The 17,546-nt window shown below is 56.9% G+C and carries 16 protein-coding genes; 11 read left to right on the top strand and 5 right to left on the bottom strand.

What is annotated here, in order from left to right:
* Window positions 1-81 precede the first annotated feature (81 nt).
* Window positions 82-1,020, top strand: coding sequence for a 2OG-Fe(II) oxygenase (locus IBX51_RS02750; protein ID WP_291828479.1), 939 nt, complete (start codon window positions 82-84; stop codon window positions 1,018-1,020).
* A 74-nt stretch (window positions 1,021-1,094) separates the two neighbouring features.
* Here the strand turns inward: IBX51_RS02750 and IBX51_RS02745 are convergent, their stop codons facing one another.
* Both IBX51_RS02745 and IBX51_RS02740 read right to left on the bottom strand, forming a co-directional pair.
* Window positions 1,095-1,388, bottom strand: a complete 294-nt coding sequence (locus IBX51_RS02745) for a hypothetical protein (RefSeq protein ID WP_291828477.1) — start codon at window positions 1,386-1,388, stop codon at window positions 1,095-1,097.
* A 79-nt stretch (window positions 1,389-1,467) separates the two neighbouring features.
* On the bottom strand, window positions 1,468-1,719 hold the full coding sequence (locus IBX51_RS02740; RefSeq protein ID WP_291828475.1) for a hypothetical protein: 252 nt from the start codon (window positions 1,717-1,719) through the stop codon (window positions 1,468-1,470).
* 196 nt (window positions 1,720-1,915) lie between these two features.
* Between IBX51_RS02740 and IBX51_RS02735 the strand changes: the two genes are divergently transcribed.
* On the top strand, window positions 1,916-3,208 hold the full coding sequence (locus IBX51_RS02735; RefSeq protein ID WP_291828473.1) for an alkane 1-monooxygenase: 1,293 nt from the start codon (window positions 1,916-1,918) through the stop codon (window positions 3,206-3,208).
* A 264-nt stretch (window positions 3,209-3,472) separates the two neighbouring features.
* Here IBX51_RS02735 and IBX51_RS02730 read toward each other — a convergent pair whose 3' ends face one another.
* A complete protein-coding gene (locus IBX51_RS02730; RefSeq protein WP_291828471.1) occupies window positions 3,473-4,252 on the bottom strand; it encodes a crotonase/enoyl-CoA hydratase family protein in 780 nt (259 codons plus the stop codon).
* A 403-nt stretch (window positions 4,253-4,655) separates the two neighbouring features.
* Window positions 4,656-6,458 (bottom strand): acyl-CoA dehydrogenase, encoded by a 1,803-nt coding sequence (locus IBX51_RS02725; protein ID WP_291828469.1) that lies wholly within the window; start codon window positions 6,456-6,458, stop codon window positions 4,656-4,658.
* 266 nt (window positions 6,459-6,724) lie between these two features.
* Between IBX51_RS02725 and IBX51_RS02720 the strand changes: the two genes are divergently transcribed.
* Window positions 6,725-7,717 (top strand): GlxA family transcriptional regulator, encoded by a 993-nt coding sequence (locus IBX51_RS02720; protein WP_291828468.1) that lies wholly within the window; start codon window positions 6,725-6,727, stop codon window positions 7,715-7,717.
* Between the two features lie 20 nt (window positions 7,718-7,737).
* Here the strand turns inward: IBX51_RS02720 and IBX51_RS02715 are convergent, their stop codons facing one another.
* Complete coding sequence (locus IBX51_RS02715) at window positions 7,738-9,792, bottom strand: NADPH-dependent 2,4-dienoyl-CoA reductase (RefSeq protein WP_291828466.1); 2,055 nt, start codon at window positions 9,790-9,792, stop codon at window positions 7,738-7,740.
* Window positions 9,793-10,062: 270 nt separating this feature from the next.
* Between IBX51_RS02715 and IBX51_RS02710 the strand changes: the two genes are divergently transcribed.
* Genes IBX51_RS02710 through IBX51_RS02675 form a run of 8 tightly spaced genes read left to right on the top strand, consistent with a single transcriptional unit; the run spans window position 10,063 to window position 17,537 of the window.
* Entirely contained in the window at window positions 10,063-12,366 is a 2,304-nt protein-coding gene (locus IBX51_RS02710; RefSeq protein ID WP_291828464.1) for a putative monovalent cation/H+ antiporter subunit A, read from the top strand.
* Window positions 12,363-12,788 carry a Na+/H+ antiporter subunit B gene (locus IBX51_RS02705; RefSeq protein ID WP_291828462.1) on the top strand — a complete coding sequence of 142 codons (426 nt, stop codon included), beginning with the start codon at window positions 12,363-12,365 and terminating at the stop codon, window positions 12,786-12,788. The genes IBX51_RS02710 and IBX51_RS02705 overlap by 4 nt, the downstream gene beginning before the upstream one ends.
* A gap of 34 nt (window positions 12,789-12,822) precedes the next feature.
* On the top strand, window positions 12,823-13,170 hold the full coding sequence (locus IBX51_RS02700) for a Na+/H+ antiporter subunit C (RefSeq protein WP_291828460.1): 348 nt from the start codon (window positions 12,823-12,825) through the stop codon (window positions 13,168-13,170).
* Entirely contained in the window at window positions 13,167-14,681 is a 1,515-nt protein-coding gene (locus IBX51_RS02695) for a Na+/H+ antiporter subunit D (protein WP_291828459.1), read from the top strand. The genes IBX51_RS02700 and IBX51_RS02695 overlap by 4 nt, the downstream gene beginning before the upstream one ends.
* The gene (locus tag IBX51_RS02690) at window positions 14,678-15,151 is read left to right on the top strand and encodes a Na+/H+ antiporter subunit E (protein WP_291828457.1); all 474 of its coding nucleotides are present in this window, start codon (window positions 14,678-14,680) and stop codon (window positions 15,149-15,151) included. The genes IBX51_RS02695 and IBX51_RS02690 overlap by 4 nt, the downstream gene beginning before the upstream one ends.
* 11 nt (window positions 15,152-15,162) lie before the next feature.
* Window positions 15,163-15,435, top strand: a complete 273-nt coding sequence (locus tag IBX51_RS02685; RefSeq protein WP_291828456.1) for a monovalent cation/H+ antiporter complex subunit F — start codon at window positions 15,163-15,165, stop codon at window positions 15,433-15,435.
* Window positions 15,428-15,847, top strand: coding sequence for a monovalent cation/H(+) antiporter subunit G (gene mnhG / locus IBX51_RS02680; RefSeq protein WP_291828454.1), 420 nt, complete (start codon window positions 15,428-15,430; stop codon window positions 15,845-15,847). Before IBX51_RS02685 ends, mnhG begins: the two co-directional genes overlap by 8 nt.
* A gap of 46 nt (window positions 15,848-15,893) precedes the next feature.
* Window positions 15,894-17,537 carry a fatty acid--CoA ligase gene (locus IBX51_RS02675; RefSeq protein ID WP_291828453.1) on the top strand — a complete coding sequence of 548 codons (1,644 nt, stop codon included), beginning with the start codon at window positions 15,894-15,896 and terminating at the stop codon, window positions 17,535-17,537.
* Window positions 17,538-17,546: the final 9 nt, after the last annotated feature.

Raw genomic sequence — 17,546 nt, 5'->3', positions numbered from 1 at the left:
GACAACGATTGCAAAGACCCTGTCACATACAGACAGGAAAATGCGAACCACTAAAGCCCGGCCAACATTTCAGGAGTTTTCATGAATCTACGCGCTGGCATGCCATTCCCGGATTTCGTATTACCGGCGGTCAATGGCGTAAATGCCCTGTTCTATGAACAGTACTGCGGGAAACCCGCCTTGCTTGTTTTCAGTAGTTCTCCTGGGAGCTTTGGAGACCTTGAAAAAGTGAACAGCGCCCATCTGAATGTCATAGTGTTTGGTAAATCCTGTGCGGACCCGAACGGCAGAGTCATCATTCATGCACCTGAGCGCCTCAGTGACAGGTTGCGCAGCAATGACCCCTTGTCAACAACAGCCGTGTTACTCGACTCTTCGCTCAGAGTGGAACAGATAATTAACAGGCCTTCGCCCGAGTATCTCGCTGATCTCGCAACAGAAGTGCTGCCTACAAACAACGTTGGTCGCACAGTAACGAGCACTGCGCCGGTTCTGATCGAGGATTCCATCATTGAGCCGGGCATGGCCCGGGAACTGATTAGTGTGCACCAATCTGAAAACTTCCAGAGCGGGATGGATCGCGGTCTCGGGGGCGAGCAGCAGCTCAAAGTTGACGCCCGTCTGAAGTCCCGCTGGGACCACCCGCTAACGGATCAAACCTTGGTGAGAGAGCTGAATAATGAACTGACTGAACGGTTGATACCCATCATTACCCGGACCTTCCATTTCAGGCCATCACAATTTGAAGGCTATAAAATCGTGGCTTATAGGTCGAGCGATAACGGTCGTTTCGAGCTGCATAGGGACAATGTTGCCAAGGCAGTCAGGCACCGGCGGCTGGCATTGTCGGTCAACTTGAATGCTGAATTTGAAGGTGGCGAATTGATTTTTCCAGAATACTCAACCGATCGTTACCGACCTGGCACAGGAAGCGCTATCGTATTTTCAGGGTCTCTATTGCACGGAGTAAACCCGGTAACAGCCGGGGTCAGGTATGCGCTTATCACCTTCTTGTGGTGAGTCAAACGCGACAGGCAGCGAGCCGGCAGGATCGGCAAGGCACACAGGTACCCTGCCCACCAGTGTCCCGTAACTTACCGGGTCATGTCCTCATAGCCCTCTTCCATGGCATCACCGGCGTCATCAGCCGCTTCACCCATTTCTTCGCCGGCATCTTCAGCGCCGTCCTTCATATCCTCCCAGGCGCCCTGGTCCTGGCCGGTTGCATCTTCCCAGGTATCTTTGGCGGCATCGGCGGCATCATCCATCATTTTACCGGCGTTCTCGCCAGCCTGCTCAAAGTCGGCACCTTCGTCGCTGTCAGAGCTGCAAGCTGCCAAACCCAGAGTGGCAACCAAAGCCAGGGCACTTAACGTGAGCTTGTTCATAACATATCCCTCTGTTCATCAATGTTTACAGCTCACAAAGAGTAGAGCTGATCACAGGTTAATGGCAATTACCTGCTGATTACTCTTTGGTTAGCCGCTGCCCATCCACCATGATCACATGCTCTACACCCACCATCTTGCCTTTCCCTATAACCAGAAAATCGTGCCCGGCCCGGCTCAGGATGTCCCGGATCACTTCGTGCACTACACAAATCTGGCCGGCAGAATCCTGATAAACAATCTCAGCAATGCGCTGTGAGCCCGCATACTCGCGAAGCATATTCTGCACCGACCAACAGACAGTAGACGGCGAGGAATCGGAGGCGCTCATAATGTCTTCCCTGCTTTTTGTTTGGGAGAAGTCTGGACCACAAATGCCAGTATCGCCACCGAGTGGACGACTTTGACAGGCTCGCTTTGTCATTAGAGGCCAGAGTAGCTTCCACTTTTGATCTTCTGTTGAATTGCCAGATTGTCCGACATAAATTGAAAGAACAATAACTCACATGCACAACGGAGAGCCTGCCATGAACGCCAAAGTGAACGAGCCCAAGCGCTCACTCAAAGTCGATGAGCCCGTCAGCGAGGCGAGTTCCGGTAGCGACGCCGCTCAAACCACCTGGAAAGATCCCAAGCGTTATCTGTGGCTACTCGGCCCCGCTCTGCCTGGTATCGGCTTAGCCGCGCTCACCGGCTATGCCATTGCACCGAAAAAACTGAAAGCGCTGGCCTGGACCGGACCGGCGCTGGTACACGGTGTCATTCCTGCCCTCGACCGCGCCATCGGTGAGGACCAAAGCAATCCGCCGGAATCAGCGGTGCGGTCACTGGAGCAGGACAAGTATTACGATCGCATCGTGAAGGCCTTCATTCCCACCCAATACGCGATGACCGTACTGGGCGCCTGGCTGGCCAGCCGCAAGAACACCCCCCTTGAAGACAAGATCGGGCTCACCCTGACCGTGGGTGCCATTAACGGGGTGGGCATCAACACCGCCCATGAGCTGGGCCACAAATCGAACAAGTTCAACAAGCTGATGGCGATGGCGGCGTTGGCGCCGACTGGCTACACCCATTTTGTGGTGGAGCATAATTTCGGCCATCACAAGCGAGTGGCGACGCCGGAAGATCCGGCCAGCAGCCGGATGGGCGAGAGTTTCTGGAAGTTTCTGCCGCGTACGGTGTTTGGCGGCATGAAGTCGTCGGTAAAGATCGAGAAGGCGCGACTTGAGCGCAGGGGTAAGAGCTTCTGGAGTCTGGAAAACGAGTTGCTGCAGGGCTGGGCCATGAGTGCCGGGTTCTTTGGCGCGACCACGCTGCTGTGCGGTCCACGTGCGGTACCGTTCCTGGCGGCGCAGGCGGTTTACGGCGCCAGCTTGCTGGAGAGTGTGAACTACATTGAGCACTACGGTTTGCTGCGTCAGAAGGATAAGGCGGGCAAGTATGAGCGTACGCAACCGGAGCACAGCTGGAACAGCAATCATGTGGTGACCAATCTGTTCCTGTATCAGTTACAGCGGCATTCGGACCATCATGCGCATCCGACCCGGAGTTATCAGGCCTTGAGGCATTTTGAGAATGCGCCGCAGTTGCCGGGTGGCTATGCGTCGATGCTGTTGCCGGCGTACTTGCCGCAGTGGTGGTACGAGACGATGGATAAGCGGGTGATTGATCACTACGAGGGAGATCTGACGAAGATCAACTGGGATCCGGATCGCAGGGAGGAGCTGATGGCCAGGTACGCGGACTACGCTGCAGGCGTGGCGGCTGAGGCTGCTGCCCGTAAAGTAGGACAGAAGACGGAATCTGAGGCTGCCTGAAATCTGACTATGGCGGTGACTTGACTGCCGACCCCAGCCTTCTGGTTTTGGTGCCGGCAGCCGACCGGGGAACCCCTCCCGGGAGACGCCGTGAACCCATCCCTGGGGGCTTGAGCGCAGCATCCCTGCTGCGCACACTCCCGGGAGGGGTTCCCCGGCCGTCCGCTTCGAGCCGCGCTGAAATAGTCAGCTGCACGCGTCTGAAGCCAGCAGCAAAGTCTACAGACCGCCGCACCTACCACGGCATTCGGACTGTGCTGCCCTCTACTTTCCTTTGAACACCGCCTCTCTTCTTTCCAGAAACGACTGAATCCCTTCTTTGACGTCTTCACTGGCCATCACCGGACGAAGATCCGGGAACAGGCTCTGCTTGGCGGCTTCCTGGCCTTCGCTGACGGCGATTTTTGACGACTTCAGGCTGCCTTGAACGCCCAGAGGTGCGGCTTTGGCGATTTTCTCGGCAATTTCCAGGGCTTTGCTGAGCTGTTCGCCGGGCTCAACGAGCTCCTGAATCAGGCCCCATTGATAGGCTTGTTCGGCGGTCCATTCGTCGCCGGTGAGCAGGTAACGCTGGGCGTTGCCCCAGCCGATTTCCCGCTGCAGGCGGATAGTGGCGCCGCCGCAGGCGAAGATGCCACGTTTGACTTCCAGCTGGGCGAAGCGGGTACCTTTGGCGGCTACGCGGATGTCGGTATTGAGCATCATTTCGACACCGCAGGTGAAGCAGATGCCCTGAGCGGCGAAGACGACGGGTTTGGTGAGGCTGTCACCAGTGATGTCGAAGGGGTCGAGTTCGCCGTCGCCGGGCTCGATGCCTTTACCGTTGGCGAATACGCCGGCCCAGTCATCCAGTTGCAGGCCGCTGGTGAAGTGGTCGCCGTTGGCGTACATCACGGCCACGCGCAGTTCCGGGTCGTTCTGGAGTTGATAGTAAGCTGCGGCGATTTCGTGGTACATGGCCCGGTTCATGGCGTTCATTTTTTCCGGGCGGTTCAGGCCGATCAGCAGGATGTGGCCTTGTTTTTCTATGTTTACCAGTGACATGCACTTTTCCTCTTAATACGGCCCTAGCCTGTCTATGTGGGTGCAGGCATGGTCAACGGGGAGGTCTTTCCAGGACACGCCCACGAGTACGTCCCTGTAGGCTCGTTTCGGGCCGTCCATGGCCCTCAACGGTCCTGGAAAGACCTCCCCATTGCCCATGCTCGGACTTATGCAGAAATACCGTTCAAAAAAACTTGCTCTCCCGTCCCCTAAGGATTCTACGACCGGCGGCCAGCACATTGCCTGGGCGCGAGCGGCTGGGAGCCCTTCCAGGGACCGTCTGTGGCCATGGATGGCCACAGCCGAGCGCACAGGGACGTGCTCGTAGCGTGTCCCTGGAAGGGCTCCCAGCCGATTGCGCCATCACCAATATTCGCAGGCTAGGGCCGGAAGAGCACCGAAACTAAAACCAATCGGCCTTCATGTTCAGGCACGTATCATCTTGATTCCGGAGCAAAACCAGATCCTGGGCGACGGTCGGCAGCTCCCAGTGGAAGAAGTACTGGGCGGCCTGGAGTTTGCCCTGGTAGAAGTTGCGTTCGCTGTCGCTATTGGCAGAAGCCAACGCATTGGCTGCCGCGTTGGCCTGGCGCAACCACATCCAGGCGACGATGATGTGGCCGAACAGGTGCAGGTAGCAGCTGGCGTTGGCCAGGGTTTTGTCCACTTCGCCGCCCATCAGGGATTTGCCCAGGCTCTGGGTAACTTTGACGGCCTGTTGCAGGGTTTCGCTGAGAGACAGCGCCCACTGCTGGCAGCGGTCGGTGGTGGCGGCTTGCAGGTCGACCTGCATTTCCTGCATCAACAGTTGCAGACCGTGGCTCTGGTCCTGCCAGATTTTGCGACCGAGCAGGTCAAGCGCCTGGATGCCGTTGGTGCCCTCGTGGATGGGGTTCAGGCGGTTGTCACGCCAGCATTGTTCGACCGGATATTCGCGGGTGTAGCCGGCGCCGCCATAGACCTGGATTGCCAGGTCGTTAGCCTTGAGACCAAATTCGGAAGGCCAGGCTTTGATCACGGGCGTGAGCAGGTCCAGCAGCTTGCCGGCTTCCATCCGCTTCTGCTCATCCGGGTGGGTGTGCTGCTCGTCCATCAGGCGTGCGCCATACAGGCACAGGGCCAGGCCGCCTTCGCTGTAGGCTTTCTGGGCCAGCAGCATTCGGCGCACGTCGGCGTGGTCGATGATGGGCACTTGCGGGCTTTCCGGGTCTTTTTCGCTGGCTTTGCGGCCCTGCAGGCGGTCTTTGGCGTACTCCAGGCTGTGCATGTAACCACGGTAGCCGATCACGGCGGCGCCGAAACCGACCCCGATGCGGGCTTCGTTCATCATCTGGAACATGTATTTCAGGCCTTGATGGGGCTCGCCCACCAGATAGCCGTGGCAGGGAGCGTCGTCGCCAAAGCTCAGGGCGGTGGAGGTGGTGCCACGGTAGCCCAATTTATGGATCAGACCGGCGAGGCTGACGCCGTTGCGTTCGCCCGGGTTGCCGTTGTCGTCCACGTGGAACTTCGGGACGATGAACAGGGAGATACCTTTAACCCCGGCCGGTGCGCCTTTGATTTTGGCCAGCACCATGTGAACGATGTTTTCGGTGATGCTCTGCTCGCCGCCGGAGATGTAGATTTTGGCGCCTTTGATCAGGTAGTGGCCGTCGTCTGAAGGTGTGGCGGAGGTGCGGATGTCGGCCAGGCTGGAGCCGGCATGGGGCTCAGTCAGAGCCATGGTGCCGCTGTAGCGGCCGCTGAGCATGTGCGGCAAAAATCGGGTTTTCTGTTCCTCGTTGCCGAACACGCGAATCAGGTTGGCAGCGGCGGTGGTCAGGAATGGATAGCCTGCGGTGCCGGGGTTGGCGGCGGTGAAGAAGCCGTTACAGGCCGCCATGACGGATTCCGGTAGTTGCATGCCGCCCAGATCGTAATCGTAGCGGCCAGCGAGGAAGCCGGCTTCGGCGTAGGCGTCGAAGGCTTTCTTGACGTCCGGGAGCATGTCGACCTGGCCATTGACGAACTTGGGTTCGTCTTTGTCGGCGGCGCTGTTGTGGTTGGCGAATTTTTCTTTCGCCATTTTGTCGGCGGTTTCGATGACAGCGTCGAAGGTTTCTTTGCTGTGCTCGCTGAAACGCTCACGCTGGGTGAGGGTTTCGGTGTCCATAACCTCGTACAGTTGGAATTCGAGGTCGCGGCGGTCGATCAGGGTGTCGGTCATTCTGGCTCTCCTGTTTATTGGCCCTAGCCTCTCACAACCACTACACTGGTTGGAATTGTCATTTCTGACTTATTCTTGGTGAAAATCGCCAGCATAATATGATCGGCCACCCGGGGCCTGCTGCGGGGCGCTGGTTCCGGGAGACGCCGTGAACCCATCCATGGGGGCTTGAGCGCAGCTTCCCTGCTGCGCACACTCCCGGAACCACCGCCCCGCAGCAGCCCCCTATTCTGGCGCTAGCTGTTCAGCATTGGAGGAACGCCACGTTGAAAACCGTCACCATCATCGGCTTTAACGGCGCCCTGGCCAGCGCGATTACGGGAGTAATCGATCTGTTTAGGATGGCAGGGGTCACCTGGGCGCGGATTCATGGGCAGCAGCCTCAGGTTTATTTCAGAACTCGCCTGCTGACAGAGGCTGGCGAGCCGTGTCGGTGTATCAACGGGCTGACGTTGCTGGCAGACGGCTCCTGGCGGGAGGCCGACGCGTTCGGGGTTGACGATTTGGTGATCATTCCAACGATCGGTGCACCCATTGATCACACTTTGGCGAGCAATTCAGAGTTGATTCGGTGGCTTGAGCAATTTCACGGTGCCGGCGACGGCGGGGTTAGGGTGGCCAGCAACTGTACCGGCGCGTTTCTGCTGGCGGCAGCGGGGTTGCTGGATGGTCGCCAGGCGACGACGCATTGGGGCTTTAGCAATCCGTTTCGGGAGCAGTTTCCGGCGGTGGATCTACAACCTCAAAAACTGGTAACGGTGGATGGGCCGGTTGCCTGCGCAGGGGGCGGCATGGCTTGGTGGGACCTTGGAGTGTATCTGGTGGAGCGGCTTGCAGGCCCGCAGGTGGCCCGGGAGCTGGCGAAAGCGTTTGTGATTGATGCCGGGCGAACCAGTCAGGCGCCCTACAGCGCCCTGCAGGCCAGGCGCTACCACTCGGACAGCCCGATTCTCAAGGTTCAGGATTGGCTTGATATTCACTTCAGTCAGCCTGTGACACTGCCGTCTTTAGCCACGCTGAGCGGGCTGACGGAGCGCTCTTTGATTCGCCGGTTCAAAGAGGCCACTGGCGATACACCCACAGGTTACCTGCAAACGCTTCGAATTGAGGCAGCTCGCCAGCATCTGGAAAATTCACGGGTGTCAGTGGAGGAGATCACCCGCCTGGTGGGCTATGAAGACGTCAGTTCTTTCAGCCGTCTGTTCCGGAAGCACACCGGTATGGCGCCCGGTGTGTACCGGTCCAGGTTCGGGCGCTGACATATGACTGTACGATAGATTCAGAGTGTCGCCGCCACTTCTGTGCCTTGCCGGATGGCACGTTTGGCATCGAGTTCTTCTGCGAGATCCGCACCACCGATCAGGTGTGCTTTAACGCCTGACTCAGCAAGTTGATCATAGAGTTCCCGGAAAGGTTCCTGGCCGGCGCAGATGATCACATTATCCACCGGTAACACCCTGCTTTCCTGAGCTTTACCGTTTTTGTCCGTCAGTGTGATGTGCAAGCCTTCGTCATCAATACGGTCGTAGCTGCAACCTTTCAGCATTTCAACGTCGCGGTGTTTCAGGCTGCTACGGTGAACCCAGCCCGAGGTCTTGCCCAAGCCACCACCAACCTTGCCGGTTTTCCTCTGCATCAGATAGATCTTGCGCGGCGATGGGGTCGGCTCCCGCTCAGCCAGGCCGCCAGGACCGTCAAAGGTTGAACTAACCCCCCACTCTGCCTGCCAGGCCGCAACACTGGCTTGTTCACCCTCCGGATGCTGGCTGAAATCATGGGTCAGGAATTCGCTGACATCAAAACCAATACCACCAGCGCCAATCACGGCCACTGTCTTTCCGACCGGTTTGTTGTGACGAAGTACGTCGAGATAACCCAGTACTTTCGGATGGTCTATGCCTTCTATCTTTGGTGTTCTTGGTTTTACACCGGTAGCGATGACGACATCGTCGAATCCTTGTGCCGCCAGTGCAGCTGCGTCAATACGAGTACTGAGCTTCAGTTCAATATCCAACAACTCGATCTGACGCTGGAAGTAACGCAGTGTTTCGTAGAATTCTTCTTTGCCCGGAATACGCTTGGCGTAGTTGAACTGCCCGCCGATTTTCTCATCAGCTTCGAACAGGGTCACTTTATGGCCCCGTTTTGCCGCAGTTGTTGCCGCTGCCAGACCGGCAGGTCCCGCCCCGACAACGGCGACGCGCCTAACCACCGGCGCGACCGTCAGCACCAGCTCAGTCTCGTGGCAGGCCCGGGGATTGACCAGGCAAGAGGCCCGTTTAGCCTGGAAAACATGATCCAGGCAGGCCTGGTTGCAGGCGATGCAGGTATTGATTTCATCACTGCGACCTTGCTCTGCCTTACGAACGAATTCGCTATCGGCCAGCAGGGGCCTGGCCATGGAAACCATGTCGGCTTTGCCAGAGGCAAGAATCTCTTCGCCTTTCTCCGGGGTATTGATGCGATTGGTGGTGCAGATCGGGATGCCCACCTCGCCATAGAACTTGGCGGTCACGTCGGCAAACCCGCCGCGAGGCACCGAGGTCACAATGGTGGGCACCCTGGCCTCATGCCAGCCAATGCCGGTGTTGATAATCGTGGCCCCCGCCTGCTCGATGGCCTTACCCAATGTGACAACCTGGTCCCAGGTTTGGCCGCCTTCTACCAGATCGAGCATGGACAGCCGGTAGATGATAATGAATTCTGGCCCGACCGCCTCGCGCATGCGCCGAACGATTTCTACCGGTAAGCGCATCCGGTTTTCAAAGGGCCCACCCCATTTATCGGTGCGTTTGTTGGTGCGCTCGCACAGGAACTGATTGATAAAGTAGCCTTCGGAGCCCATGACTTCAACGCCGTCGTAGCCCGCAAATTTTGCCAGTTTGGCGGCGCTGACAAAATCGTTTATCTGCCGTTCAACACCTTTTGTCGAGAGGGCCCGGGCCTTGAACGGGCTGATCGGTGCCTTGGTTGCCGAGGCAGACACAATCAACGGCTGATAACCGTAACGCCCGGCATGCAGCAACTGCATGCAGATCTTTCCACCAGCTTCATGGACAGCGCCCGTTACATGGCGATGCAGCAGCGCGGTACCCCGGTTGTTCATGGTCGACGCGAGTGGCGCCAACTGACCTACAAGATTGGGCGAGTATCCACCGGTGACCATGAGCCCAACGCCACCCTCAGCTCTTTCCGCAAAATAGCGGGCAAACTTGTGAATATTCCAGAAGCGATCCTCAAGACCCGTGTGCATTGAACCCATAAGCACCCGATTTTTAAGTTCGGTAAAGCCAAGGTCGAGAGGTTTCAGCAAGTGGGGGTATGTAGAAGCCATGTCAGAAGTCGCCAGGGGTTGATGAATATGTGCACAAGAAGATTAACACAACCCGCTACGACCAAGGTATAACCTGCCATAAACCCGGGTGTCCTGGCGCCTGCATCCGCAACACCTTACGCAGCACGGTTTGCCTTGCCTTTGGCCAATCTGTCAGATAGTCTTTCTGGCACCTTTAAAGGTATAGATCATAGATATTGCCTATCAATCAATATCCTGCACCACGGTGACAGCATATCGCTGCGGTGCCAAAACGGAGCTTTGACGCACATGCTATTGGCTGTGTTATCCGGCTTTTTGCTGGCGATTGTCGTTCCCCTGCTGCATCGGGTTGCGGGCAAATACATTGGTTGGTTGCTGGCCCTTCTTCCTGCAGGACTCGCGGTTTATTTCAGCACGTTTCTGTCGCAGGTACAGGACGGGCCGCTTCTGCTGGAATACCAATGGCTGCCCGGGCTCGGTATTTCCCTCAACTTTCTGGTTGATGGCCTCTCCCTGACTTTTGCTCTGCTGATCAGCGGGATTGGTACCTTTATCCTGATCTATGCAGGCTCGTACCTTGCCGGGCACAAATACCTGGCTCGGTTTTTTGTCATCATGCTGTCGTTCATGGCGTCGATGCTCGGGCTGGTGCTGTCAGATAATCTCATTACCCTTTTCGTGTTCTGGGAACTGACCAGCATTACCTCTTACATGCTGATCGGTTTCAATCATGAAGACCTGGAAGCCCGCAAGTGCGCGCTGCAAGGCTTATTTGTCACGGTTGCCGGTGGTTTGGCACTGATGGCCGGCCTGATCATGCTGGCCATCATGACCGGCAGTTATTCGCTGTCTGCCATTCTGGCCTCAAGCGATCCAATCCATCAGCACGTCTTCTACACCGGTGCCGTGTTGTGCCTGTTGGCCGGCGCATTTACCAAGTCGGCCCAGGTTCCGTTCCATTTCTGGCTACCCAACGCCATGGCTGCACCGACGCCGGTCTCTGCGTTTCTGCACTCGGCTACCATGGTCAAGGCCGGCATCTATCTGATGGCACGCCTGAACCCGACTCTGGGCGAGGGTGAGTTGTGGACCATGATGCTGATGGGCTTTGGTGCGGTCACCATGTTGACCGGTGCCTGGTTCGCGTTCAGCAGCACCGGCATCAAAAAGGTTCTGGCTTATTCCACGGTCATGGCGCTGGGCACATTGACGATGTTGATCGGCGTCGGCACCGAGTTGGCCATGACGGCGTTTATTTGCTTTCTTGTTGCCCATTCCTTGTACAAGGGCGCGCTGTTTATGCTTGCCGGTGCCCTCGACCATGAAACCGGCACTAAAGACATTACTCGCATGGGCGGCCTGCGCAAATCCATGCCGGTGACCGCCACCATTGCAGTCTTTGCTGCTCTGTCTCTTGCAGGCCTGCCGCCACTGTTCGGGTTTATCGCGAAAGAATTGATGCTGGAGTCCTTGCTCGAAGCCCCACTCTGGAGCAGCCTGCTTGTGATAGCGACGGTAGCGTCTGCGATGCTGATCGTGGGTGTGGCCGGACTCGTCGCCATCAAACCGTTCTTTGGCGCACCCGGCGACACGCCCAAAGCGCCCCATGAAGCACCGCTTGGCATGCTGGTTGGGCCCGCGATACTGACCATCATTGCGCTGGCGTTTGGCCTTATGCCGTTCATTCCGGAGAATGCCCTGCTGCAGGCAGCGGTTGCTTCTGTTTACGGCGCACCGGTGGATTTCAATCTGGCACTCTGGCACGGCATCAACAAGCCCTTGCTGCTCTCCGCCCTGAGCCTCATCGTTGGCTTTTTGCTTTTCCGCGCCTGGCCGCGCATTCAACCAACGCTCCATGCGCTCAACTATGCCGGTAGCCGCGTTGGGCCCGAGGCTGGCTACTTCAAATTCATGGAGTGGATAACCGTAGTTGCCAGCTGGCAGACCCGGATGTTGCAGAACGGTGTGTTAGGTCTGTATATGCTCGTTTTGCTTGCGGTTACTTTTGGGTTGGCCGGCTACACCATGTTCTCGCATTACGGTGTGCACTTCACGCTCAACCTGGCTGACAGCCATTTTTACGAATGGGGCATAGCGTTGTTGCTGGTTGCCTCAGCGGTGTTCGCCAGCAGCACCCACTCCCGGCTTGGTTCGGTAGCCTCAATGGGCGTTCTGGGTTTCGGGGTTGCGCTGACGTTTATTCTGTTCAGTGCGCCGGACCTGGGTATCACCCAGCTTCTGGTGGAAACTTTGACGGTTATTCTGCTCGTCCTCGTATTGTTCAAGCTACCCGAATTCGTCAACCTGTCAACGCCGTTCCAGCGCTATCGTGACCTCGCGGTTGCCATCTTTTCAGGGGTTACCATCACGCTGATCATGTTGGCCGTCCTGGACATTCAGTACTTTGAGACCATATCGACCTATTACGTGGAGAACAGTGCAGCGCTGGCCTATGGCCGGAACATTGTGAACGTGATTCTGGTGGACTTCCGGGCGCTGGATACCCTCGGTGAGATCTTTGTACTGTCACTCGCTGCGATGGGCGTGCTTTCCATGCTGAAACTGAAAGCGGAGGATCAGCACAAGCCATGAAGTCCAACACCATGATTCTGCACACTGCAGCCTTGCTGATTATGCCGCTGCAGCTGATGTTCTCAATCTTCCTGTTGCTCCGGGGTCACGACGAGCCGGGTGGCGGTTTTATCGGCGGGCTGGTCGCTGCCGGTGCCTTCGTTCTCTATGCCTTCGCTTTTGGTGCTGAAGCAACCCGCCGGATTCTGAGAGTTGGCCCCAGAGACCTGCTTGGGGCCGGGCTCCTGCTGGGCCTGGCGTCAACATTGCCAGCCTTGTTTTCTGGCCAGCCTATGCTCACCGCACACTGGTGGGACCTTCCGCTGCCGGGGGGCGATTACCTCAAGCTGTCAACACCGCTGATTTTTGACATTGGTGTCTACCTTGCGGTGTTGGGCACCATCACAAGCTTTGTCATCGGCCTGATGGAAGCAGAAGAATGATCCATTTTGCAGAACAAACACCCGGAGGATCTCTATGGAGAGCCTGATGGCCTATGTGGTGGGCATTATGTTCACCGCTGCCTTCTACATGATGCTCAGGCGCTCGATCGTCAAGCTGGTCATTGGTTTGATGATCCTGAGTAACGCGGCCAACCTGCTGATATTCGTCGTATCTGGCATGACGCGCGGCGCGCCCCCGCTAATACCGGAAGGTGCCAGCGGCCCGGTCGGCATCGTTGCCGACCCGCTGCCTCAGGCACTGATTCTTACGGCTATTGTTATCGCCTTTGGCGTACTGGCCTTCGCTGTGGTTCTTATCCGCCGCGCCTATGAAGTGGTGGGAACCGATGACCTGGACCAAATGAAGGATACGGACACTTGAGCCCGGAACTGATTCTTCCTGTACTGATCCCTCTGACCGCCGGCGCCCTGTCACTGTCGCTTTGGCGCTCGGTTCGCTATCAGCGCCTGCTTGCCGTATTGGCCAATGGTTTACTGCTCTGGAGCGGTATCTGGCTGTTGATGTCAACCACGGAGCATGGCTTTATCACCATGCAAATGGGTAGCTGGCCAGCTCCCTTCAGTATTGTCTTTGTGTCGGACGTTCTGGCCGCCATTATGATTGTACTGACCGGGATCATTGGGTTGGCGATCGCTATCTACTCTCTGGCCTCGACCCCACGCGGGCACGAAAAATTCGGCTATTACCCATTGATGCACTTGCTGTTGGCGGGCGTTGCCGGCTCGTTCCTGACCGGCGACATTTTCAACCTCTTTGTCTGGTTTGAGGTCATGCTGCTGGCATCTTTTGCTCTGCTGACCCTCGGCGGTGAACGAGCTCAGATGGAAGGTGCCATCAAATACGTCACCCTGAACCTGTTTTCATCGGCAATCTTCCTGTCTGCAGTAGGCCTGCTCTACGGTATGGTGGGCACTTTGAATATGGCGGACATTGCCCAGAAAGTCAGTCAGGTTGAAGATACCGGCATGATTACCGTGGTGGCCATGATGTTTATGGTCTCCTTCGGTATCAAAGCGGCCGCTTTTCCTCTGTTCTTTTGGCTTCCTGCCTCTTACCACACGCCACAAGTGGCCGTATCCGCGCTGTTTGCAGGCCTGCTGACCAAGGTCGGGGTGTATGCCCTGTTCCGGATGTTCACCCTGATCTTCAACCAGGATGTCGAGTACACCCACAACATTCTGTTGTGGGCCGCAACTCTGACCATGCTGACCGGCGTGCTGGGCGCGGCTGCTCAGTTCGAGTTTCGGCGAATCCTGTCGTTTCACATCGTCAGCCAGATCGGCTATATGATGCTGGGCCTGGCCCTTTACACACCGCTCGCCATCATTGGCGGGGTGTTCTACATCATGCACCACATCATCGTTAAAACGAATCTGTTCCTGGTTAGCGGGTTCACTTATCGTCTATTGGGCAGCTATGAACTTAAAGACCTCGGCGGCGTTTACAAGTACCGCCCGCTGCTGGCGATTTTGTTCCTGATACCTGCGCTCTCGCTCGCTGGCATCCCGCCCCTGTCGGGCTTCTTTGCCAAATTCGTGATCATCCGCGCGGCTCTGGAAGCAGAGGCCTATCTGGTCACGTTTGTCGCCTTGCTGGTAGGCCTGCTCACGCTCTACTCCATGATCAAGATCTGGGCCGAAGTGTTCTGGAAGAAAATTCCCGATCACGTGCAAAATACCGAAGAACTCAAGGGTAAGCTGAACGAGAAGCACGCCTGGGCCTATTATGTCCCAATGGTGGGCCTGGCCATCTGCACGCTGATCATCGGCCTTTATGGTCAACCTATCTATGAGCTGGCAGAGATGTCTGCCAAACAGCTAATGAACCCGCAGCTGTACATCGAGGCGGTGCTGGGAGGTGATCAGCCATGATCGGATTTTTCTGGAACGTCTGCCTGGCACTGGCCTGGGTCGCGTTGAGCGGATCGTTTACCGCCTGGAACCTGCTTGCCGGCCTGATCTTCGGCTATCTGGCGCTGATGGTACTGCAGAAGCATGTTCCGGCACTCAAGGGGTATTCGCGCCGGCTGCCCAGGCTGATTTCGTTTTCCTTGTTCTTTATCAAAGAACTGGTCAAGGCGAACTTCCGGGTTGCTTATGACGTCGCCACGCCGGTCTGGTACATGAAACCGGGCGTAATCGCGTTTGAAATGGAAGCGCACAGTGACGCCGAGATCATGTTCCTGAGCAGCTTCATCTCGCTGACGCCCGGCACACTGAGCCTGGACGTCTCCGATGACCGGCGGGTTCTCTATATTCATGCCATGTTCCTGCAGGATGAGGAGCAGTTGCGCAAGGATCTCAAGGAGCTTGAGTTCCGGATTCTGAAGATCATGCGCTGAGGAGCTGAAACGTGCTGAATGTTGTGATCAATATTGTCTATTTCATGCTGTCGGTGGCGCTGCTGTTTGCGTTTATCCGGCTGACCAAAGGGCCATCCTTGCCCGACCGCGTGGTATCTCTGGAACTGATTGCCTCCATCGTGGTCGGTTATGTAGGGGTCCATGCCATCGACACCGGGGTGTCGAGCCTGCTGGACGTCGCCATTGTTATTGCACTGACGGCGTTTTTGACCGCCGTTGGTTTTGCCCGATTCCTGGAGCGAGGAGGACGCAAAAGTGAGTGAGCTGATCGTTGCCATACTGCTCCTGACCGGTGCCGGCTTTATGATTTTGGCCTCCGTTGGCATTCTTCGGCTTCCGGACCTGCCAACTCGAATGCACGCCTCCACCAAAGCCGGCGCCATGGGCGCGATGATGACCATGGCTGGCGTAGCCGTTCACTTTGCAGACGTGGTCGTGTTTGCCCGGGCATTCGCCATCGTGATTTTTATCCTGATCACAGCCCCCATCGCGGCTCATGTTATTGGCCGGGCTGGTTATTTCCTTGGCACACCGCTGTGGGAAGGCACGGTAAAGGATGAACTCAAAGACAACTACGATGAAAAAACTCACAAACTACACAGCGGCTTTGAGCCCGCTCCAGAAAGCGTCATCCCGCCCCCGCACAAAAAGCGTGGTGAGGATGACGAGCTTTGAATCAATAAAAACAACCACTCAACAAGACGTCGAAGAGGTGTAAACCATGGCACAAACCCGCATTCTGCAAGCGGCCGATAACGCACACCAATACCCCCTTCTGATCAAACAGCTCCTGTTGTCCGGGCCTCGTTACAATCCCGACCAGGAAATCGTCTATTCCAACCGCAGCAAGTACACCTACACCGATCTGGTGGATCGTATCCATCGCCTGGCCAATGCCCTGACCGACGCCGGTGTGAAAGCCGGTGATACGGTGGCGGTGATGGACTGGGACACCCCACGCTATCTGGAGTGCTTCTTCGCCATTCCGATGATTGGCGCCATTCTGCACACGGTTAACGTACGGCTGTCGCCCGAACAGATTGTGTACACCATGAACCACGCCGAGGACGACGTGGTGCTGGTGCACGATGACTTCCTGCCGATCATCGAGGGCGTCAAAGACGAGATCAAGACCGTCAAGACCTGGATTCAGCTGACCGACAACGACACCGCAAAAGCGACGTCGGTTGATACTATCGGCCACTACGAAGCCTTGCTGGAGAAAGCCGACAACCAGTTCGATTTCCCGGACTTTGACGAAAACAGCGTTGCCACCACCTTTTACACCACCGGCACCACCGGCAACCCGAAAGGCGTGTACTTCAGCCACCGCCAGCTGGTGCTGCACACCCTGGTGATGACCGGCACTGTGGCCTCGTTCGATGAAATGCCGCTAATGCGCTCGTCGTCGGTGTACATGCCGCTGACTCCGATGTTCCATGTTCATGCCTGGGGCGTGCCTTACGCAGCTACCATGATGGGCATCAAGCAGGTCTACCCCGGCCGTTACGAACCGGAACTGCTGGTCGACCTGCTAAAAGAACACAAAGTCACTTTCTCGCACTGCGTACCCACCATCATGCAGATGATGATGGCTACCGAGTCCATTAAAACCGCCGACCTGAGCAACTGGCATGTTCTGATCGGTGGTAGCGCGCTCACCAAAGGCCTGTGTGACGCCGGGGCAAAGCTCGGCATCAAGATGTATACCGCTTACGGTATGTCTGAAACCTGCCCACTGCTGAGCGCCTCTCACCTCAAGCCGGAAGATATGGAACTGCCCCTGGAACAACAGACGGCGATCCGGGTGAAAACGGGCATCGCGGCGCCGCTGGTTGAACTGGAAATTGTAGATCCCGATGGCAATCCGGTAGCCCACGACGGAGAAGCCAAAGGCGAAGTGGTTGCTCGCTCACCCTGGTTGACCCAGAGCTACTTTAAAGAACCGGAGAAAGGCGAAGAGCTGTGGCAGGGCGGCTGGTTGCACACCGGCGATGTGGCCTCGATGGAGCCGAACAGCACCCTGACCATCAAAGACCGCATCAAGGATGTGATCAAAACCGGCGGCGAGTGGCTGTCGTCTCTGGATCTGGAAAACCTGATCAGCCAGCATCCGGCCGTCGCCGGTGCCGCTGTGGTCGGTGTGCCGGACGAGAAATGGGGTGAGCGGCCTTACGCCCTGATCACCTTGAAGCCGGGCGAGGACGTATCGCTGAAGGATATCCAGGAGCACCTGAGCAAGTTCGTCGAGAGTGGCGACATCAACAAGTGGGCCATTCCCGAACAAATCGACTTTGTTGAGGACATTCCGAAGACCAGTGTTGGCAAGATCAACAAGAAACTGATTCGGGATCAGTTGCAGTAAACCAATGCG

This window comes from Marinobacter sp., from assembly GCF_014859525.1.
Lineage (GTDB): Bacteria > Pseudomonadota > Gammaproteobacteria > Pseudomonadales > Oleiphilaceae > Marinobacter.
Note: the sequence above shows the minus strand (reverse complement) of the source record. Positions and strands in the feature narration are given on the sequence as shown.